Below are 20,353 nucleotides of genomic sequence, written 5' to 3'. Positions count from 1 at the left end.
GTTTCCGTTCTAACTGGGCTTGCCAATCGGTGCTGGGCGCACGTCCTGATCCGAAGACAAGCTGCTGTTTTTGCAAGAGATGGACGTTCCTACTGCACAGGTTCGGCTCCCAGCGCGAACCGCCCGCGTTGTCAGCACTGACGCAATGGCTACTCCGCCGAATGCACGTCGTCATAGCGCTCCCGCGCTGCGTCCAGCTCTGGAAAATGGTGTTCTGCCCACCGATCAAGTGCAGCCAGAGTGTCGACCAAAGAGCAGGCTACAGCGGTCAGCCGATACTCGACATGGGCTGGTTTCGCCGCCACCTCCATTCGCTCGATCAGGCCATTACGTTCTAATTGCCTGAGTGTCTGGGTCAACACCTTCTGTGAAATGCCTTCAATGCGCCGAAGCAACTCCCCGTTTCGCATGGGCCGAGGAGCAAGCGCTGGCAGGATCAACATCACCCATTTCCCCGAGATCAATGCAAGCGCATCGCGCGCCGAGCAGTTGCTCGCATAGACATCGCCCGGAAAAGCCATCGTGGTTACCTCAAAGTGCGTAATTGTCAGAAGGAACGTTCAAGTACAGCATCGCGGCATGTTCATAAGGAGCCCCGCCATGCATGTACTGATCGTTCTAGCACATCCAGAGAAGCAATCCTTCAATGCCCATCTTGCCGAGAAAACGCGCCAAACGTTGCTTGATCTAGGCCATGAGGCCACCTTGATCAATCTATATGGTGAAGACTTCGACCCCCGCGAGGCCGATTGGCACTACTCTGCCAGAAAGGATGTGGACAAGTTCGATGCTATGCAGGAGCAACGCCATCACTGGCACATGAAGAAGTTGCCCAGCACAGTCGAGCGTCATATCAGTCTGCTTTCACGAGCCGATGCCGTGGTCATCCATTTCCCTTTCTGGTGGTTCGGTGCGCCTGCAATCCTCAAGGGATGGTTGGATCGTGTCCTCGTCTACGGCGGCTTGTACAAAAGTGATATGCGACATGAAGATGGCTCGATGCGAGGGAAAAAAGCACTGCTCGTTTCCACCGCCGGTGCGTCGATGCAAGCCTGCGCGCCGAATGGACGTGACGGCGACATGCGTTTGATGCTGTGGCCATTGATGTACTCGCTGCATTACGTCGGCTTTGACGTCCTTGAGCCGCATTTAATCTATGGCGTTCGGGGAGGACTGGTTGCAGACGACGAAAAACGCCAACGGGATCAATTAACACAACAGTCCCTTGAATATCAGGCAAAGCTGGCCCGCTGGACAGATTGGCCTTCGGTTCCATTCAATCGAAATGAGGATTTCACTGACGGACAGGCCTTGAAGCCGGATGCACCGGTCTACAGTCCGTTCGTTCGCCATGCCGAGGTGGCTGATACTGCTGTACAAGCCGAGATCAGCCAACTGTAGGCCCGCGTTGCAACCCAATCTCCCATGACACCCCGCCGCCGCGCACTGTCGCGGCGATCTGCTGCTCCAAGCGTTGTTCGATCACCGGCCGCCACGGCACCAGGCTGAATCCCATGCCGTCATCGAGCATGGCGTAACGACCGCTGGCGAGCATGACGCTGCGTCGGTAGATTCCGACCACGCGCTGCCCGTCGGTGACGGGCCGATGCTCCAGTCCGGTGTCGGCGGCAATGTCCCTGGCGGCCTGCGCCAGTTCCCGATTGCGCAGCGTGCCTAACAGGTTCCGGGCGAGGATCACACGCTGTCCCCGCCGCTCGGCCAGCCCCTGTTCGGCCAGGAAGTCAGCGCGCTGTTGCAAAACGTCCTTGGCCTCGCCGCCAAAGCCCAGGTCGCCCAGCCTCATGCCGCCGCCGATCAACTGCTGATCCAGCCAGGTCGCGCCGATGACGCGAGCCTGCCGCTCGATGGGCAGGTGCGATTTCAATTCTACGGCCACGCCGCCCAGGCGCTGTGCGGCACAGCACAGGCCAGATCAATGCGACGAAACGTACTCCGCTTTAGCAAATGCAGGCGGTATGGCAAAGCTCTGTCTCATCCGCTTTGCCTCGGACACAGGAGTCAATCCGAAGAGGCGTTTGAACTCCCTGTTGAACTGCGAGGGGCTCGTATAGCCCACGGCGTGACACGCCGTTTCGGCCGTCATCCCCTGACGCACCATCACCAGGCGCGCCTGGTGCAAACGTGTCGATTTCAGATATTGCATCGGCGAGGTGCGTGTAATGGCCTTGAAGTGGCTGTGGAACGTCGGCACGCTCATGCCGGCTTCATGAGCCAACTTGGGCAGATCAATCGGCTGCGCATAGCTAGCGTGGATATAGCGCAGTGCCTTGCCAATTTTTCCGAACTGGCCTTGCATTGCCAAAGCTGCACGCATCGCACTGCCCTGTGCTCCGGTGAGCACGCGGAAGTACAGCTCCCGCACCAGTGCCGGGCCGAGGATCGCAGCATCGAGCGGCCGGCTGATCGCTTCAAGGAAGCGCAACACGGAAGTCTGCATCGCGGCATCCATCGGACTGGACATCATGCTCTGCGGCACGTCTTCCTGTACCGATGATGGATGCTGGCCGATCTGGACGATCAGTTCCGCCGCGACCTGAAAGTCCAGGTGCAGGTAAAGCGCCAACAGCGGGCGCTCTGGCGTTGCGTCGGTTTCCATCGTGAAAGGCACTGGCACCGCGACCGCCAGATAGTGCTGCTCATCGTACAGGTAGACCTGGCGCCCGAAGTAGCCCCGCTTTCGTCCCTGGCAAACGATCACGATGCCGGGGTCGTACAACACGGGGGTGCGTGCCAAGGCGTGATCCGAGCGCAGGATGCGCACGTCGGGCAGCGCCGTCAGGTTGTATCCCTCGTCAGGTGCCAGCGCGCGGAGCAACGCCACCGAGCGCAGCTGCTCTGTTGACTGAGGAGCGGTAACGACGTTCTTCATTCTTATCTCGCGACAGTAATCATAGAAATAGGCAATAGAAAGAGAATATTTTGGCTAAAAATATTGTTCATTGACGTATATCGTACAACCACATCAACTAGCAGTGGAGCCAAGTCATGTCATCTTCCAAAACCCTGTTCATTACCGGCGTCAGCAGCGGCTTCGGCCGAGCGTTGGCCCAGGAGGCTCTCGCGTCGGGCCATCGCGTCGTCGGCACCGTGCGCAGCGAACAGGCAAAGCAGGATTTCGAGAGACTCGATCCTGTGAACGCAGTGGGCCGTGTGCTCGACGTAACCGATTTCGAGGTCATCGACGGTGTGGTCGCCGATATTGAGGCAAACGTCGGGCCGATCGACGTGCTCGTCAACAACGCGGGCTATGGGCACGAAGGCATCATGGAGGAGTCGCCGCTGACCGAAATGCGCAGGCAGTTCGATGTCAACGTCTTCGGCGCGGTCGCCGTGACCAAGGCCGTGCTGCCCTACATGCGCTCGCGCCGACGCGGACACATCCTAAACATCACGTCGATGGGCGGCTTCATCACGATGCCGGGCATTGCCTACTATTGCGGCAGCAAGTTCGCGCTGGAAGGCATCTCGGAGGTGCTGGGTAAGGAGGTGAAGCCGTTCGGCATTCACGTTACGGCGATAGAACCCGGCTCATTCCGCACCGACTGGGCCGGACGCTCGATGGCCCGCACGGCGCGTTCGATTTCCGACTACGACGCGCTGTTCGACCCGATCCGCAAGGCCCGCGAGGAAAAGAGCGGCAAGCAGCTTGGTGATCCGGCCAAAGCCGCCCGCGCGATGCTGGCCGTGATTGCCAGTGACACGCCACCTGCGCATCTGCTGTTGGGCAGCGATGCGCTTTCGCTGGTACGCGAAAAGCTATCAACACTGGCAGACGAACTCAACGCCTGGGAAACAGTTACCCGCTCAACCGATGGTTGAGAGAGCTTGGTGCGATATCTCCACAGCATGGACAAAACTCTATACATGGTCACTATTTGCCGTCTATGGTGGCCGTCATGGTGTGGGCTAGTAGTCGTTAAGGGGCAACTCCTCGCTGCCGTCCTATTTCCCACGACGCACCGCCGCCGCGCACTGTCGCGGCAAGCTGCTGGCCTAATCGTTGTTCGATCACCGGCCGCCACGGCACCAAGCTGAATCCCATGCCGTCGTCGAGCATCGCGTAGCGCCCGCTTGCCAGCATGATCGAGCGCCGAAAGATGCCGACCACGCGCTGACCGTCCGTGACGGGCCGATGCTCCAGTCCGGTTTCGGCGGCAATGTCCCTGGCGGCCTGCGCCAGTTCCCGGTTGCGTAGCGTGCCCAGCAGGTTGCGGGCGAGGATCACGCGCTGCCCGCGCTTCTCGGCCAGTCCCTGCTCGGCGAGGAAGTCGGCACGTTGTTGCAGCGCGTCCTTGACCTTGCTGCTGAAGCCCAACTCGCCAAGTCCCTTGCCCCCACCGATCAACTGCTGATCCAGCCAGGTGGCGCCGATCACTCGTGCCTGCCGCTCAATGGGCAGGTGCGATTTCAGCTCCACCAGCCCGGCGCGGCGCAGGGCTTCGAGCCGCCGCACGTGGGCTTCGACCACTTCGCGCGGATCACGCTCGGGGTTGTGCTGGGCCTTGGCAACCGCCAGATGCTGGTCGGCGCGATAGATGCCATCGACGGCCAGTGCGGCGATGGTCTTGTCGGCGGATCTTGGTGCGGCCGATCCCTTGACCTCCACCACCGCGCCGGTCGGGTACTGCTCCAGCTCCGTCCTGGGCGGCAAGGCCACGTAGTGCGCCTTGCCGTCGGTGCCATCGACGATCAGGTAGCCCTTGTCGTACAGCTCGTCGGCCAGCCCCTTGCCGGCCACGCGGCCGACGATGGAGCGGCCGCTGCCATCGTCGTTCTGGCCGGGTTGGAACACGGCCAGCTCGTGCTGCTGCCCGCTCATGGCCCGTTGCATGGTGCGGATGATGTCGCCGCGTTCGCCCATTGCCCGCAAGGTGGCTTCGGCGTCGGCATGGATGACCCACTCGCCGGTCTGCCGCTCGCTGGTCAGCCCCATGCGCTGCAAGCGTTGCAGACGGCCGATCAGCAGCAGGCGCTGGCATTTCAGGCGGGGGATGGCTTCCAGCCGTTCGGTGCTCAGTACCCGGCCATGGGTGGTCTCGCGTTGCAGCGTGCGATCCAGGCTCGTCCAGCGTTCCATATCCACCTCGCGGGCCAAGGTGCGTTGGATTTCCAGCTCGGTGCGCGGCCCCAGCCATTCGGCCGCCAGTTCCGAAGCCCGGTCGCGCATGCCTTGGCTGATGTAGTCGCGCGAGATGATGAGGTCTTTGCCGGTGTCATCCCTGCCGCGAAGGACGATGTGGGTATGCGGATTGTCGGTGTTCCAGTGATCGACCGCCACCCATTCCAGCCGTGTGCCCAGGTCGGCCTCCATGCGGGCCATCAGGTGGCGGGTGTAGGTGCGCAGGTCGTCGAGCTGTTCGGCGTCCTCGGGCGAGACGATGAAGCGGAACTGGTGCCGATCCTCGCGGCCCCGTTCCTCGAAGGCGGCCAGGTCGGCATCGTCGGTCGTTGGGCCATAGGCTTTGCCTGGCTCGCCCTCGCGGCCAACCCCTTCGCGCTCAATGTAGCGCAGGTGCGTGGCGGTCGAGCGCGCCCCGGCCTTGGCGAGATGAACCAGCCGGGTCTTGATGGTGACACGCCGGGAACCGGCGATCTGCGATGCGCCCGTGAAGCGCGCCGCGACATGGCCGCGGCCCAGGCGCGAACCGGGCCGGCCGCCCGCCTTGGCCACCTTGGCGCCGGCCTTGCTGGCCTGGCGCAGCACCTGGTTGATGAAGGTGTCGCCGCGCTGCTTGGGCGCACCGGGGTGGACGCGGAAGCGGTCATCGTCGTTGCGGCTCATGGGGTGCCTCCATCCAAGGCGGTCGAAGCCAAGCGTGCGAGGCTCGCGCTTTCCTCAATGCCGGCAAGGCATTGGCGATCCACGCGGCACGGTGCGGCGACCAAGCGCGTGCCGCGCCAACCCCATGTGCAGACTGGCCTTTCGCGCAACGGAGTGCCGCGACCTTTTATCTTGCCTTCCGCCTTTGCCCCTCGCTGTCGCTCCGGGCGGCGGTGGCCCGTCGGCGCTGTGCTGCTTGCAGCCAGCGCGCCCGCGAACGCGCGAACTGACGCCATGAAGGCCGCAGGCCGGGCGCGTTCGAGGCAAGACGCCTGCACGCTGGACGCCTGCGCCGGATGTTGCGCGAGGCGAGGCGCGAATGCGCCCGCGCTGCACGCGCGACAACACGGCGGCAGCAGCCGGAATGGCATGCTCGATGGCACGATGAGATGCATGGCAACGTGCAGCGAATCGGCGATCATCAGGGGCGTGTCTCCAGCCAGACCGGATGCGCAACGCCGATCACGGTGGATGCGCTGACCGGGCCGAAATAACGGCTGTCGAACGACGCCGGATTGGTCACGCTCAACAGGAACAGTTCGCCAGCTTCAAGGCGGCGGCAAAGCTGCAAGGATGGCAGCGGCCGGCTCAGCCGGTCGGCAGGCAGCACGGCGGCCGAAGGCACGCCGTCGATGCGTACTTGCCCGGCAACGATGCAGACGTGTTGCGGCGCGATCGCGCCCACACGTTTGAGCAGCGGAACGCGGGTCGGCAGGTAGCCGCGCTGCGCAGCCAGCATGGCGGCCCTGTCGGGTAGCGGCACCAGCACGATGCTGTCCACGGACAACGGACGTGGCGCGGGGCCAATCGCAGAAATGGTGGTCATGGGAATGTCCTCCCGGCAAGCCAGGCGGCATGCCGTTCAATGCTGTATTCGGGCAGAGCAAGGCGAGCCGCCAGACGGTTGCCCAGCGTGCGCCAGTACGCGGGCGACACGTCGATCGCGGCGATGCCCAGCGCCTCAATGGCGTCGATGCGTTCCAGCACGGCGCGCACGTTGGCATCGCCTTCGGCGTGCAGCAGCAGGCGCGCGCCTGGCTGCACGCCTGGGATGCGTTGCATGTCGTCCAGCGGCGTGGCGGTTTGCATCACCGTGAGCTGCCATCGAATCGTGCCGTAATCGTTGGCCTGCCAGCGGATGCGGCAGAGCATCGAGCCCGGCAGGAACACCGCGCAGCGCCGCCAGCGGTCGAGCTGGAGTGTGCGCGCTGGTTCTCCAAAGCGCAGGTAGAGCTTGAAACGGGTCTCGATGTAGGCCAGCGAGACGCGCGTCAGCGGCACGTTGGCCAGCCTGTGGCGAGTGCCGAAAGCGCAGGCAACGGCGTAGCCGGTGCCGCGTTCGCGGCAGGCAAAGCGGATGCGGTCATGGTGTGTTCTCCAGGGGAAACTCTCGCTCCCGCAGGCCGCGCAGCAGGTCGGCCACGGTCACGCCTTGCGTGAAGGCCGACACCTTGATGCGCGCCCGCATGGCGGGCGTGATGTCCAGGGTCAGGCGCGCGGTGTAGAGGTCGCCTTTGCCCAGCGCATCGGCATCGCCCTGGCGAATCCACGCTTCTGCGTGCGGATTCGCGGGCGGACGTGCGCCGATGCCGACGCGCTTGCTGCGTGGTGGTGGCTTCGCGGCCATGTGGGCCACCGCAGCAGTTCGTCGGTGAGCGCGGCAATCTCGCGGGCAGCGGCGCTGTCGGGCGCGGTTTCGCGGGCGAGCCGGCCAGCGGCCACGCTGTCGGCGAAGACGATGCGCTGGTGGATCTCCGAGCGCAGCGCAGGCAGCGGCTGTTCAGCAAGCGATTGCCGCGCCTCCCGGCCGATGATGGTGGTGCTGACGCGCCGGTTGATGACGAAGGCCGCGCGCAGCGCAGGCCGGAATACCTGCGCCTCGCGGATCAGCGCCACCATCTCGGCGCTGGCCCACACATCGTAGGGACTTGGCTGCACCGGGATCAGCACGCGCTCGGCCGCCAGCAGCGCGGAGCGCGCCAGGGCGGCGATGCGCGGCGGGCCGTCGATGATGACGTGATCGGCACGGCGGGCCAGCTCCGGCGCTTCCTGGTGCAGCGTTTCGCGTGCAAGGCCCACGGCGCTGAACAACCGGGGCAATCCCTGCTGGCTGCGCCGCTGCGTCCAGTCGAGCGAGGAACCCTGCGGGTCGGCGTCCAGCAGGATGACGTGCAGGCCGCGCAGCGCCAGCTCGCCGGCGATGTGCGTGGCGAGCGTGGTCTTGCCGACGCCGCCTTTCTGGTTGAGAAGCGCGAAGATCATGGCGCGGCCCTCCCTGCTGGAAAGCCTGGCTTTGCCTGCCCTGCGAAACGGGGTTCGCCGTGCCGTTTGGCGGTTGTCCACCGAAACGGCGCGCTTCTACTAAAAGTTATGTATTTACTGTTAGGGAAGTTAAGGGGCGAGAAAACCCAGCAAAGGCGCGGGTTTGCAGCCGATTTTTTTGCCTGATAGCACGAGGATTTGTTGCCTGATAGCACGAGTCCCCTGTTGCCTGATAGCACGAGTGAATCCACAGGTTTTCCCGTACTTATCCCCGTGCCGTGGGCGGCACGGGCCGGAAAGTCAGCAGCTCGGTTTTCTCGCCGGGCATCCGCTCGATGCCCAAGACGTAGCCGGGCAACGATTGCCGCGCCACCAGGGCGCGCAAATCGGCGGCGAAGTCGTAGAAGCGCGCCACGCTGCCCGACTTGCGGTACAGGTGCTGGAAATCGAATTGCCAGCCGTGCTCCTGTCGCCCGCCATGCTTGCGCACCAGGCGATACAGCCACCGCTCGATGCCGCCGGTCAGCCGGAAATACGCCGGGTCGATGGTCAGCACCAGGGCCGCGTCCACCACGCCCGCATAGAACCAGTCCGGCAGGATCAGCTCGATGCCCAGCGGCGTGCCGCTGGCATCGGCCAGTTCCTTCCACTCGTTGATCCACGAGAAGCGATGCAATCGCCTTCCCGTGGTTTCGCGGATGGACGTGGCCACGGTGGTCGATTGCAGGCGATCCAGGGCGGCCTTGAGGCGCTGGTAGTCGCGCAGCGACGTACCGCGCCCGATGAAGCGCAGGATTTCGTAGGGACGCACCTGCAGCAGCCGCGAGGTCGGGATGCCCGCGTCGCGGGCTTCCACGATCTGCGAGGCGGCCCAGATCAGGATGTCGGCATCCCAGATCGTGGCGATGCCATGCTCCTGCGTGCCTTCCACGCGGATGGTGATGCTCCCGCTGCGAAAGTCGATCGGTGCCGTGCGCCGCGACTTCGCCAGCGAGAAGAACGGAAAGGCCATCAAGTCCTGGCTGTCGCGCGGCGCCATGTCGCCCGGCAGCGCACGGAACAGGTCGAGCTGTTCGCGCTGCTGCAAGGCTTGCCCTGGCGGGCTGGACATGGCGAAGGCCACCCACGCGCCGACGGTCAGCGGCCATCACGGTAGTCGCCCGCGTGCCGTTCGGCATATTCCGGGTCGGAAGTCGCATCAAAGCTGCGCGCATCGGCCCAGGCATCGAGGTCGGAAACCGCGTACATGACGCGGCGGCCGAACTTGCGGAACTTCGGCCCGCCGCCGATCACGCGCTGCTTCTCCAGCGTGCGAGGGCTGAGGCGCAGATATTCGGCGGCCTCGTCGTTGGTCAGGTAGCGTTGGGGCTGCGCGGGCGCAGCGACGGCAGCGGCGGCAGGCCGCAAGGGAGCGGGTCGCATGGGATGTACCTCCATCAAGCCCGGCCACACCACGCGGCCGGATAGAGGCACTTTCAAGAAAGACGGGCTTCTTGCTAAGGGACGAAATGCAGAGGCTGCAAAACGTCCCCCCCCCTTACTGCGATGCAACTGGCGGGAGCTGCGCCAGGCTGCGATAGCCGCCGCGCATCAGCGCCTCGCCACGCCGCACTAGCCGCCGCACGCGGGCACGCAAGGCACTGTCCTTGTGCCAATCGGCCGCGACGGCATCCGCGCCGAACAGCCCTTCGGCGACTTCGCGCAAGGACGCACCCGCCTGGGTCGTGTCAATCGCCTGCAAGGTGTGCAGTTCCAGCACCGCGGCCGGCGTGGGCCGGGAGCGGGCCGCTGCCGCAGGCGCGGCCACGGTCGCGGCGGACAGTGCATCCAGCTCGGCCGCAAGCGTGCGGTAACGTGTGCAGGGCGTTGCGCAGGCGCGGGTGGCGTAGAGGTAGGCCATGCCGTCTTCCAGGCCGGGCGCGAGCACGAGCCGCAGGCAGCAGCCGGGCCAGTGCGACAGCAGCACCAGGCGCTTGCCGTCGTGGATCAGTTGCTTGCGGCCAGGCACCCGCCAGAACTCGAAGACATGGGCTTCGGACGGCGGGTCGGCATCTGGAACAAGCTGTACCACGGCATCGTGATCGGGGAACCAGGCCGGATGCGCGTCGCGCGCGTCCAGTGCCGGGTTTTCCAGCAGGCGCAGACCCCAAGTCTGCGCCGCGTCCGGTCGCCGACGACGGCGCAGCCAGTCGCGGCGGTAGCCGGGGTTTCGGCGCAAGTATTCCTAAGCCAGCGCGGGGCCGTCCAGGTGCAGGACGTAGAGATAGGCCGCTGTCGGATACCAGTGTTCGGCGCTGCGATCAGTCATGGCGAGACCTCCCTGTGCTTGGGGTGCGTCGCCACGGATTCCGCCGTGCGGGAGCTATCGAATCGCCGTCATATCGTCATCGAATCGGGGTACGCTGTAACTAACTGCTGGTGTCAAGACCATTTGGCTCCGGCGTGTTGCGGCAATCGTCTGAATGCGACGGCTGCGCAACTCGAAAATGGTGCGCGGCATCGGATACCGTGCCGCAGGCCGCGCCAAAGATCATGACTGTTTGCATCAGGCTGGCACCGCTTCGGTGCATCAATCCCGATTGAGACCGTACAGGTCTTGGGTAAGATCCGAAATAGTCACAATGCGTCCCGGCTGGCCGGGCTGCGCTGGCCTTCATCAGTCCGTGATCACGCCGTTCTCCTGCGCCAGCCGGACGTACTCCGACAGCGGGTGCAGCGCCTGGAAATACCGATCCCGCCGCACCGGCAGCTTGCGCGGGCCGACGATGCCGGCTAGGTCGGAGAGCTTGACCGTGCCCAGCGAGGGCATCCTGATACCGAGGTCGATCAGCCCGTAGGCCGTGTCGCCATCCGCAGGATCGAGCGACACCAGCAGCCAGGTCACATGCGCGTCGGGGGTGAACGGCCGCACCACGGGCAGCGGGTCGAGGTGCTGGCCAGCGGCGAGCGCCGTTCCGTGGGCGAGCAGCCGCGCGCGTTCGTCAGCGGTGACAAGTGGCAAGGTCATGGCCGGAACCTCCACGAACCCGAGGATGCGCGGATGCGCTTGTGCGTCGAAGCACGGAACCGCCAAACCGTCTCCGTGCTTTCGTGCGCAAACACGAATGCGCAAGCCATCGCATCCTTGGAAGAACGCAAGCGTAGAAGCGGAATTGTATGAGGCCGGAAAGACACGGATGCGATTCCCCGGTTCTGTTGGTATTCGTAGATACGGATTTCCGTAAAGGCACGGAACAGAGTTTTTTCGTCAATGAGTTAAAGATAACGTGGTTTTAATTTTCCTTCGATTCGACGCTTCTATCTATGCAGAAGCGATCCGTTCAGCCAGGCCGACCGGCCGGCGTTACCACCTTCGATGCCGACCTGGCGCAAGCCTTTGGCGCGGCGGTGCGCGCGCTACGGATGGAGCGAGGGATTGCGCAAGAATCTCTGGCGCACCTGGCCGGCATCGAGCGTTCGCACATGGGCAAGGTCGAGCGTGGCGAACACATGCCCACGCTGGCGATCATCTTCAAGATCGCCCGCGCACTCGATTGCAGTACGGCGGTGCTGATGGCCGAGACGGAAAATCAGATCGCGGCGTCTGAGACATAGCCGCAAGCGGAGCGCGCAGCGCCGCCAGGCGCGAAGGCGTGAGGGATTGAAGCCGCATGGCCGTGACGGCTTGCCGGCACGGGGCGCAGCCCGAAAGCCCGGCGGCGCTTCCCGCGCCGACACGCCATCTTGCGCTTGCTGCGACGGGCTTCGAGCCATTCGACCATCACCGATGCGATGCCGTCCCTGGACATGCAGGGCATGAGACAACCGCCGAAACCATGTGCGTGCGGCGCTGCAATCAGCAGCATCGCGCCCCGCCGCAACGGGCGAGGCGCGGTGGGCGGCCGTCAGGCCGCCTGCGGCTTGCTGCGCGACCAGATCAGGTCGTGCGTGCCGTCCTCGCCTTCGATCAGGCGGGCATAGACCGTCGCCGGGAACGAAGGATCGTCGAGGGTCACGGAGGTGTAGGCCCGCCCGGCCTCGCTGGTCTTCTTCCACGCCGCGCCGATGTCGTGGCCTGCCGCCTGCACGCGGAAGTCGGGGGCCTTCTCGTTGTCGCCCTTGTCGTTGAGAACCAGCTTGACCTTGACGTTGAGGGTCAGGGTACGGAGCTGGCCGGTGAAGCCGTCTTTCTCTGCGGTGAAGGTGCCGATGTTATCTGCCTCGCCAGCGGCCTGCTCCAGATCGGTCACGACCTGGACGTCACGCTCGGGATACAAGCGCTTGACCTCGGCCTGCACTGCCTGCAGCCCGTCTTGGTACTGGCCGTAAACCATCAGGCGTTCCAGTCCTGGCAGCGCCGCCACCAGCATCGGTAAGGCGATCTGGCCTTGCACGCCAGTGCCGACAACCAGTGCGGTGCGGGCGTCTGGACGGGCTGCACGGGCCATCAGCGCTGAGGTGGCTGAAGTGCGCAGCGGCCCCAGCTTGACCACGTCCATCAGCGCGATGGGCTCGCCGGTGGCGTCGTCGCAGAGAAAGATGAAGGAGTGGAAGCGGTAGGCATCGCGGCTGCGCTGCGGATCGAATTCATAGACGACCTTGAACCCCATTGTGTCGCTGGCTCCGTCGCGTCCGACCATCGAGTAGCCAATAGAACGCTGGTCACCGGGCTGGACGATGGTCTTGAGTGGGTTCTTCGAGTCTCCGTTGCGTAGCGCCACGAAGGCACTTTCGACCACCTCAAGCACCCGCGTATAGCTCACACCCAGGTCTTCGAGCTCCGGTTGGGAAAGCACCCAGAGTTCTCCGGGTTGTCCGTATCGCTGTTGGGATTGCCCCATGTCCATACCTCCGGTTCTGTCATCAAGGGATGTTCACAATCCGTCCAGGCGCCAATGCAGCGCCGATGCCTCGTCATGCAGCTCGACCACTACCTTGGATGACAAGCTGGCCTCGTGGAATGGGGATTCATTGGAGTCCATCTGGTAGCCGGCCGTGTTCAGGTAAACGAGCCGATCACCTGGCTGGATAGGGGCGGGAAAACCGATCTTGCGCCACGTCAGCATGTCGCTATCCAGGCAGGTCGAGCCGCCAACGCAGGCGAGGAACACCTGCGCATCACTCTCGGTATGGCCCAGCAGTTGTGGGTCGGGCAGGTACTCACTGTTGAACCATTGCTCGGACAGGCTGAGGCTGCTGCCTTGTACCGTGACGATGGCGTAGCCTTCACTGGCGTGACGATCCTTGACGCCTAGAACCTCAAAGAGAGTCAGCCCTGCCTGATCCAGGAGAGCACGTCCTGGCTCGATGAGGAGGTCGATACCGTGCCGCCGGGCTTTTTGCGCCAGGCTGGTGCCACCCTCGATGGGGTAGTCCAATAAGTCGCGCAAAGCATCGGCACCATGTCTGATCGTGCCGTACGGGTAGAAACCCGAGAAGGTTTTTCCAGCGTGGTATTGCGCGGGGGCATCCTGTTTCAGGAACCGGCACCACTGCTCAGGATCGACATACTGAACGGGGAGACCACCACCAAGGTCAATCTGGGTACATGACTTGAATCCAAGCGCCTGTGCCTGTAGGCACAGCTCTATCAACTGGCCGGCGAGTTCTGCGCGCTTTTCAGTCGAATAGCCGCTGAGGTGAAACGAGAAACCCTCCAAGCGAACGCCGCTCTTATGAGATGTGCAGCATTCCAAGGCAGCTCTGTATTCAGTCGCCGTCAGCCCGAATCGGCTGCTCGCTTGGCTGGGAGGCCGAAAGCGCAACAAAACTCGTGCGGTCGTGCCGCTACTTGTAGCCAACGCGACGAGCCGCTGCAGTTCGCTTACGGAGTCGATGGCAATCAGGCTGCGGTGTTGCAACGCTAGGTTTAGCAACCCTTCAGTTTTTTCGGGGCCGGATACCCCGATTCGTTCTCCCCTGACACCTGCAGCCAGTGCCTTGGTAAATTCCCCGATGCTGGCAACGTCTACGCCGATGCCCAGCTTGGCGCAGGCATTGGGAAAGGTATCCGCCTTGTTGGCTTTCTTTGCGTACAGGATGCTTCCGGTCAAACCGTATTCGGCAAAGACGCGCTGGAATCGCTGAACGTTCTCGGTAAAAACTTGGGGAAGGACAATGTGAAGGGGAGAGCCCAACCCCCGACTTAGCTCGTCCAACATACTTGCATGTCGTTGAAGCAGTGAGACGACCAGTGGGTGCTGATGGGGGGCCAGCTTGAAAGCCGGCCCCAGGTCTTGTTGCAACGGGAGATCGTCGTTTCTTTCCATGGTCACCGTGTCTCCGTATGTGTCCATGGCTGGACCCTGCTTAGAAGCTAAGCTTCGCCGAGAGGAAGACTTCACGGCCGCGGCCGACCTCCAGACCACCGCTGTAGTACACCCCTGAGTAGTAGTACTTGTCGGTCAGGTTCTTGGCCTGCAGGCGGAACGTCGTCGGCGTGCTGCCGAGCTTGGTCTCGTAGCTGATGCCTGCATCCCAAAGCGTGTAGCTGGGGATGAAGCCACTGTTCTGCGCATCCACAGGGCGGCTGCCGACGTAGCTCAGGGTGCTGTCCAGCGACAGGCCAGGCACGCCTGCGAAGGCATAGCGCGCACCCAGGGCACCCTTCCAGCGGGGTACGCCTTCGCTACGTTTACCGCTTGTGGTGACGTCGGTTACGTCCTGCAGTTCGGTATCCAGATAGGCGACGTTACCCAACACTGTCAGGCCATCCGTAACACGACCGGTCGCATTGAGCTCTATGCCTCGGTGATGGAAACGGCCATTACTGACGTAATCGTTGTTGGTGTTCAGGTAGCTCGCATCACGCTTGATGTCGAACAGCGCCACCCCAAGATTGAAGCGCTCACTGATATCGGCTTTCAGACCGATCTCGTACTGTTCGGACTCGATAGCATCGGTTGGCTGATTCGCATTGTTGGCGTTATACGGCGCGTAATCGCCCTTCTCGAAACCTCGCGAATAACTCAAATAGGTCATCACGCTTTCAGTCGGGCGATAGATCAGCGCGCCAGTTGGCACGAATGCGTTCTTGTCCTGAGGCAGCGCGTCAGCTGACAGGTTGCGTGCCTTGTACCAAATGTAGCGTCCGCCCAGCAGCACCTGGAACTGGTCGTTCAAGGTGATCAGGTCGCTGGTGAAGACCGAGCTTTCTGTGATCGTTGACTTGAAGTCGATATCCTGTTCTGGTCCGAAATCCCAATGTGGTGGCTGTACCGGATTGCGGATGTTGCCGACCGAAATATCACCAACACTGATTCCCCCAGCGCTTTCTACGAAATCCCAATAGGGACTTTTGTCGCGAAACTGGCGATACGAGGCCCCGACGAACAGGTCGTGGAAGAGATTGCCCGTCGTGACTTTTCCTGACAGGTAGGACTGCAGCGACCAAGTGCTAAACACTTCGCCACGGGACTGGTACAAATCGGCGTAACCGATGTCGCCGTTGGGCTGGATGTCGAACAGGTCGACATAACCGCCGTGGCGTTCCACCCGTGAGTAGTTGCCCTGAGTCACCGACGTCCAGTCATCATTCAAGATGTAGTCAAACTTGGCCTCCAGGTTGTAGGCCTCGGTTTTGTGCCGATACCAGGAGGGCGAGAGCGCGTCGCGCCGGTCGAACTTGGGGGGCAATACATAGCTGGATGGATCCAACTGATTGGCGCGCCCGCTCTGATCAGCACGCAGGAGCGGATCAGACATGGCACTCTTCGAGGTCCAATCAGCGTTTAATTGCAGGAGAGCTCGGTCATTGAAGCGGAGGTCGGTAGCCAGACCGATAAACTTGCGTTCCAAATCGCCGAAGTGATTGAAGTCGCCAATCTTTTCGTAGCCCGCATTCAAGCGATAGCCAATCGCGCCATCGGCCAAAGCGTTGCTGGTGTCCACCGCCACATAGCGCCCCAGCAAGGAGGTGCCTTGCAGGCTCAGGGTGGTGAACGGCGTTAAAGTCGGACGTTTCGGGATGTAGTTGATGGTGCCGCCCGGCGAGTTGAATCCGTACAGAAAGCCGGATGGCCCCTTGAGCACATCAACGCGCTCGACCAGTTCCAAGGGGACGTCATAATGCGGCGCCAGTGCCAAACCGTCGCGGCGGATGGTGTTGAAGTTGTCCATCGCGAAACCGCGCAGGCGGAAGTTGTCGAAGCCGCCGCCATAGGAAGAGTTGAGTACCGACGGATCAAGCGCCAGTACGTCGCGCACGGTGCGTGGGGAAGTTTCGCTGATGAGCTTGGCATCGTAGCTCTGGATCGCCAGCGGCACTTCCATCGTGTCTTTGGCGCCGAATGCCCCAGCGTTGACCTCGAAGGCCTTGTTCAGAGGCGGTGCGGTGACGGTGACAGTGTCCAGTTCCATTACCCCTGACCTACGATCTTCTTCGGCCAGAGCGGGGGAGACGCCAAAAGCAGCCGTGATCAGGCTGGCCAGAACACTTCCTTTCAAATGCACCGGAGCTGTTGCGCAGACACGCATAGGACTACCTTCTTTCGTTCTCGATGAGGAGTAAACGGCCGAAGGATTGAGTGCAGAATGGGGAGGAGGGGCGCCCCATCCTGGTGCATATAACCCCTAGCCGTGCTGATCAGGCTGTGCGAGAGGCACTGCTTGTTCTGTCGGAATGGTAATGATATATCATTGCATTTGGGCGGCGCAATATATCTGCATCGAAACGGTGCATGCTCTTCGTATCGAAATGGTGCATGGCCAAACAGGACACAAGAGAACATGGGCAGCGACGCAACGCATTCAACCGGTGAAGCCGGCAACATTCTTGAAGCCAGCGCGGTATTAGCAGGATACGACGGGAGAACCATCCTAAACGGACTGGATTTGACTGTACGAGCCGGGGAAATCTATGCGCTGCTGGGGGCCAATGGCGCGGGTAAAACCACCACGCTGAGCGTGTTCCTAGGCTTTGTAACGCCGGCTTCCGGTCAAGTGCGTGTGGCGGGCTCCGATCCCGCGACCAACACCTCTGAGGCACGTGGGCATCTGGCCTATATTCCTGAAAATGTGGCGCTCTACGAGCACCTGACGCCGCGAGAAAATGTCGCCTATTTGCTGGATCTGGCGGGGCAACATGAAAGCCCTGAGGCCATCGGTCAGGCCTTGACGGCCGCTGGACTGGATGCTCCGGCGTTTGATCGCAGGGTTTCGGGTTTTTCCAAGGGTATGCGGCAGAAGGTCGCCATTGCCCTGGCGCTGATGCGCAAGGTGCCGGCGCTGCTGTTGGACGAGCCGACCTCGGGACTGGATCCGCAGGCTACAGCCGATTTCAACCGGTTGTTGGGATTGCTGCGCGAGCGTGGTGTGGCGGTTCTGATGGTGACGCATGACTTGCTCAGTGCGGCAGATGTCGCCGACCGCATTGGATTCCTTGATGGAGGGCGTTTGATCGAGGAGGTCATCGCCTCGGGAGACGAACGTTTCGATGTGCGTGCCCTGCATCGCCGCTACGCGGCCAAGGCTGCCGCATGAGCGTGATATTGCGTATCGCCCGCGAAGAATGGCGATCCATGCGGCGCAACCAGGTCGCGGTGATTGGTTTGCTGCTGCTAACCGTTCTGACGCTGGTGGCGGCGTTGACCGCTTACGAACATCAGTACCATGCCAATGCTGAGCGCGCTCGCTATCAGACCGAGGCCAACCAAGCATTCGAAGCACAGCCCGACCGGCATCCGCATCGAGTCGCTCACTATGGGCATTTCCTCTTTCGGCCGCTCAACCCGTTGGCGGCCTTCGACCCAGGGATTGATGCGTTCACGGGCAATACTCTGTTTCTGGAAGCGCATCGACAGAACAGTGCCAACTTCGGCGATGTGCGCCAGTCCTCGATGCTGCTGCGGTTCGGGCAACTGACGCCAGCGTTCGTGCTACAGGTGCTAGCGCCGCTGCTGTTGATCTTTGTCGGTCATGCTGCTGTAGCGCGTGAGCGAGAGTACGGGACGTTACGCATTCTGTTGGCCCAGGGCGTGCGCAGCCGGCAGTTGGTGGTCGGCAAGTTGCTGGCGTTGTCGGGCTTCGCCGCGCTGACACTGCTACCTGCGACCGTGGCGCTGGTATGGCTGGTGATCAGCGGGCAGGCAGCCTGGCCTCTCGTTCTGCTGCTGGTAGCCGGTTACGCTGCCTGGTTGCTGCTGTGGGTCATGATCGTCGTGCTGGCCTCGTCGTTCGTGCGCGGGCGCGATGCACTGCTGAGTCTGCTGGCGGTCTGGGCGGTTCTGGTCATCCTACTGCCGCGCTGGGTACCCGATTTTGCCAGCGACGTGGACACGTTACCGACTCGTTTCGAGACCGAGATCAATGTGGAGCGCGAGTACCTTGCGCTGGGTGATGCACACAACCCGGATGATCCCAAGTTCGCCGAATTCCGCGATCGAGTGCTGCGTCAGTATGGCGTGACGCGCATTGAGGATCTGCCGGTCAACTTCAAAGGGTTGGTCGGTGAGGAAGGCGAGCGCCAGTCCAGCGAGTTGTTCAACCGCTATGCGGCCGTGGCATTCGGGCTGCAGGCGCAGCAGAACCGTATTGTCGATGGTTTTGGTTTGCTCAGCCCTACGTTGGCGTTGCGTAGGCTGTCGATGGCCGCATCCAGCACCGATCTGACGAGCTTTCGGCGTTTTCTCGAACAGGGCGAGCAGTATCGCTATGGGCTGGTGCAAGGTTTGAACCGGTTGCAGGCCGAGCATCTGCACTATGTGGATGACAGCGATCCGGACAAGGAAAATCGGATTTCCCATATCCACTGGCAACGCTTCCCGACGTTCCACTACGAAGCGGCCCCCGTGTCCGACAGCCTGCGGGGTGCGGCGCTCTCCGGAGGCATTCTATTGCTGTGGTTGCTGATACTGGCCAGCCTGACCCTGTGGTCGGCCGGACGCTTGGGGAGGGCTGGACGATGACTTGGTTGACACATGAACTCCGTTTGATCTGGCGATCGAGGCTCTCAATGAGCGCCCTGCTGCTGTTGCTGGTATTGGGCAGCCTGGCGGTTTGGTTCGGTGTACAGGAAGTGGCCCATCAACATCAGACCATTGCTCGGTTGGCGCCCCTGCACGAGCAAGATGTGGCCGCAGTGGCCGCGCAGTATGCCGAGGGTGCGGATGCGGGCAGTCCTGCCTATTACACTTTCTACAACACCTGGGATACGCCATCCGATGCCGCCTTTCTCGCACTCGGATTGCGCGACGTAGCACCCTATGTGCTGCGTATACGGGCATTGGGGCTGCAGGCCCAGCTCTACGAGGGCGAGACCTTCAATCCCGAGTTGGCACTCCCAGGCCGGTTCGACTTCGCCTTCGTGCTGATCTACCTGGCACCGTTGTTTGTCATCGCCTTGCTGCACGATCTGGTGTCGGGCGAGCGCCAGGCGGGGCGGCTGCGTCTGCTGTTATCGCTGCCCGACGGCGGCCGGTTGTGGCGCCGACGCGTAGCGCTGCGCTACGCACTACTGTTCGCTTGCCTGGTATTGCCGGTGCTGATCGGTGCCGCGGTATCGGACACGGCTATTGGAACCCTGGGCATCGTGCTCGCGGTCGTGGCAAGCTACCTGGCGTTCTGGGTTGGCCTGTCGCTGCTGGTCGCAACCTGGGGGTGGCGCTCGGTGGCTAATGCCACTGCGCTGATGGGGTCGTGGGTGTTGCTGACACTGGTGATGCCGACATTGGCCAATGTCATCCTGGTTCGCTCCATCCCAGTTCATCAGGGCGTTGACCTGATGCTAGCGCAGCGCCAAGCCGTGCACGGCGCCTGGGAAATTCCGCGCGAGGAAACGATGCAGCGCTTCTTCGTCAACCATCCGCAATGGAAGGACACGGCGCCGCTGCCAGCGGGCTTCCACTGGAAGTGGTATTTCGCGTTCCATCAGGTCGGAGATGAAAGTGTGGCAGAGCAGGTGCAGGCCTACCGCGAGGGGTTGCAGGCGCGCCAAACGTGGACGAACCGGTTGGGCTGGGTGCTGCCCGGTGTGGGAGCACAGGCGGCATTGCACAGGGTGGCTGATACCGATCTGTTGGCCCAATTGGCATACCAGGATGAAATCGCGGCGTTCCATCGTCAACTCCGCGAGTTCTATTACCCGTACCTGTTGAATGATCTGCCATTTGGACAAGAGGATTTTGCCAAGCGACCAGTCTTTACGCCTCTCCCCCCGGATGCCGTTCCCCCAGGGGATATGGCTTGGGGGTTGTTTGCATTGGCATGGCTGATACTGCTGGTTGGCATCTGGCGCCTTGCTCGTTTAAGACTGACAAGTGATTGAGCAAGGCT

Annotated in this window: 16 protein-coding genes and 5 pseudogenes; 6 read left to right on the top strand and 15 right to left on the bottom strand. The window is 62.4% G+C overall.

Going from position 1 to position 20,353, the window contains the following annotated elements:
• Positions 1 to 149: 149 nt before the first annotated feature.
• Positions 150 to 521 carry a winged helix-turn-helix transcriptional regulator gene (locus DYL61_RS25840; protein WP_135310686.1) on the bottom strand — a complete coding sequence of 124 codons (372 nt, stop codon included), beginning with the start codon at positions 519 to 521 and terminating at the stop codon, positions 150 to 152.
• Between the two features lie 79 nt (positions 522 to 600).
• On the opposite strand from DYL61_RS25840, the gene DYL61_RS25835 reads away from it, so the two are divergent.
• Positions 601 to 1,401: an NAD(P)H-dependent oxidoreductase gene (locus tag DYL61_RS25835; protein WP_135310685.1), complete on the top strand. Its 801-nt coding sequence runs from the start codon at positions 601 to 603 to the stop codon at positions 1,399 to 1,401.
• Here DYL61_RS25835 and DYL61_RS25830 read toward each other — a convergent pair.
• Positions 1,388 to 1,915, bottom strand: a pseudogene (locus DYL61_RS25830) (DUF3363 domain-containing protein); the annotation flags it as partial. The gene DYL61_RS25835 and the pseudogene DYL61_RS25830 sit on opposite strands and share 14 nt — an antisense overlap.
• 18 nt (positions 1,916 to 1,933) lie before the next feature.
• Complete coding sequence (locus DYL61_RS25825) at positions 1,934 to 2,890, bottom strand: AraC family transcriptional regulator (protein WP_135310684.1); 957 nt, start codon at positions 2,888 to 2,890, stop codon at positions 1,934 to 1,936.
• 116 nt (positions 2,891 to 3,006) lie between these two features.
• Between DYL61_RS25825 and DYL61_RS25820 the strand changes: the two genes are divergently transcribed.
• Entirely contained in the window at positions 3,007 to 3,840 is an 834-nt protein-coding gene (locus DYL61_RS25820; protein WP_135310683.1) for an oxidoreductase, read from the top strand.
• 97 nt (positions 3,841 to 3,937) lie between these two features.
• On the opposite strand, the gene DYL61_RS25815 is transcribed toward DYL61_RS25820, so the two are convergent.
• The 9 genes and pseudogenes from DYL61_RS25815 to DYL61_RS25765 all read right to left on the bottom strand — a co-directional run bounded on the left by DYL61_RS25815 (position 3,938) and on the right by DYL61_RS25765 (position 11,111).
• Positions 3,938 to 5,803 carry a relaxase/mobilization nuclease and DUF3363 domain-containing protein gene (locus DYL61_RS25815; protein WP_135310682.1) on the bottom strand — a complete coding sequence of 622 codons (1,866 nt, stop codon included), beginning with the start codon at positions 5,801 to 5,803 and terminating at the stop codon, positions 3,938 to 3,940.
• Positions 5,804 to 6,263: 460 nt separating this feature from the next.
• Positions 6,264 to 6,638: pseudogene (locus DYL61_RS25805) on the bottom strand (S26 family signal peptidase); the annotation flags it as partial.
• Positions 6,639 to 6,664: 26 nt separating this feature from the next.
• A pseudogene (locus DYL61_RS25800) lies at positions 6,665 to 7,209 on the bottom strand (DUF2840 domain-containing protein).
• Positions 7,206 to 7,469, bottom strand: a complete 264-nt coding sequence (locus tag DYL61_RS25795) for a chromosome partitioning protein ParB (protein ID WP_135310681.1) — start codon at positions 7,467 to 7,469, stop codon at positions 7,206 to 7,208. Before DYL61_RS25795 ends, DYL61_RS25800 begins: the two are co-directional and overlap by 4 nt.
• Positions 7,469 to 8,104 (bottom strand): annotated as a pseudogene (parA, locus tag DYL61_RS25790) (ParA family partition ATPase); the annotation flags it as partial. The gene DYL61_RS25795 and the pseudogene parA, both read right to left, overlap by 1 nt.
• Positions 8,105 to 8,369: 265 nt before the next feature.
• Positions 8,370 to 9,215, bottom strand: coding sequence for a replication initiator protein A (locus DYL61_RS25780; RefSeq protein ID WP_135310679.1), 846 nt, complete (start codon positions 9,213 to 9,215; stop codon positions 8,370 to 8,372).
• A gap of 26 nt (positions 9,216 to 9,241) precedes the next feature.
• On the bottom strand, positions 9,242 to 9,526 hold the full coding sequence (locus tag DYL61_RS25775; protein ID WP_104444746.1) for a helix-turn-helix transcriptional regulator: 285 nt from the start codon (positions 9,524 to 9,526) through the stop codon (positions 9,242 to 9,244).
• Positions 9,527 to 9,641: 115 nt separating this feature from the next.
• A pseudogene (locus DYL61_RS25770) lies at positions 9,642 to 10,412 on the bottom strand (DUF2285 domain-containing protein).
• 348 nt (positions 10,413 to 10,760) lie between these two features.
• The gene (locus DYL61_RS25765) at positions 10,761 to 11,111 is read right to left on the bottom strand and encodes a DUF2958 domain-containing protein (protein WP_135310678.1); all 351 of its coding nucleotides are present in this window, start codon (positions 11,109 to 11,111) and stop codon (positions 10,761 to 10,763) included.
• Between the two features lie 296 nt (positions 11,112 to 11,407).
• Here DYL61_RS25765 and DYL61_RS25755 point away from each other — a divergent pair, with 296 nt between their 5' ends.
• The gene (locus DYL61_RS25755) at positions 11,408 to 11,698 is read left to right on the top strand and encodes a helix-turn-helix domain-containing protein (protein ID WP_135310676.1); all 291 of its coding nucleotides are present in this window, start codon (positions 11,408 to 11,410) and stop codon (positions 11,696 to 11,698) included.
• Positions 11,699 to 11,988: 290 nt separating this feature from the next.
• Here the strand turns inward: DYL61_RS25755 and DYL61_RS31740 are convergent, their stop codons facing one another.
• From DYL61_RS31740 to DYL61_RS25740, 3 genes are read right to left on the bottom strand one after another with little or no spacing between them, the layout of a single operon-like run.
• Positions 11,989 to 12,924 (bottom strand): DUF736 family protein, encoded by a 936-nt coding sequence (locus tag DYL61_RS31740; protein WP_193559458.1) that lies wholly within the window; start codon positions 12,922 to 12,924, stop codon positions 11,989 to 11,991.
• A 33-nt stretch (positions 12,925 to 12,957) separates the two neighbouring features.
• Complete coding sequence (locus DYL61_RS25745) at positions 12,958 to 14,352, bottom strand: alanine racemase (RefSeq protein ID WP_135310675.1); 1,395 nt, start codon at positions 14,350 to 14,352, stop codon at positions 12,958 to 12,960.
• Between the two features lie 40 nt (positions 14,353 to 14,392).
• Positions 14,393 to 16,558 carry a TonB-dependent receptor gene (locus DYL61_RS25740; RefSeq protein WP_135310674.1) on the bottom strand — a complete coding sequence of 722 codons (2,166 nt, stop codon included), beginning with the start codon at positions 16,556 to 16,558 and terminating at the stop codon, positions 14,393 to 14,395.
• Between the two features lie 252 nt (positions 16,559 to 16,810).
• Here DYL61_RS25740 and DYL61_RS25735 point away from each other — a divergent pair, with 252 nt between their 5' ends.
• Genes DYL61_RS25735 through DYL61_RS25725 form a run of 3 tightly spaced genes read left to right on the top strand, consistent with a single transcriptional unit; the run spans position 16,811 to position 20,345 of the window.
• A complete protein-coding gene (locus DYL61_RS25735) occupies positions 16,811 to 17,563 on the top strand; it encodes an ABC transporter ATP-binding protein (RefSeq protein ID WP_135310673.1) in 753 nt (250 codons plus the stop codon).
• Positions 17,560 to 18,987: an ABC transporter permease gene (locus tag DYL61_RS25730; RefSeq protein ID WP_135310672.1), complete on the top strand. Its 1,428-nt coding sequence runs from the start codon at positions 17,560 to 17,562 to the stop codon at positions 18,985 to 18,987. Before DYL61_RS25735 ends, DYL61_RS25730 begins: the two co-directional genes overlap by 4 nt.
• Positions 18,984 to 20,345 (top strand): ABC transporter permease, encoded by a 1,362-nt coding sequence (locus DYL61_RS25725; protein ID WP_135310671.1) that lies wholly within the window; start codon positions 18,984 to 18,986, stop codon positions 20,343 to 20,345. The genes DYL61_RS25730 and DYL61_RS25725 overlap by 4 nt, the downstream gene beginning before the upstream one ends.
• Positions 20,346 to 20,353 lie beyond the last annotated feature (8 nt).

Source organism: Pseudomonas nabeulensis (genome assembly GCF_004682045.1).
Lineage (GTDB): Bacteria > Pseudomonadota > Gammaproteobacteria > Pseudomonadales > Pseudomonadaceae > Aquipseudomonas > Aquipseudomonas nabeulensis.
Note: the sequence above shows the minus strand (reverse complement) of the source record. Positions and strands in the feature narration are given on the sequence as shown.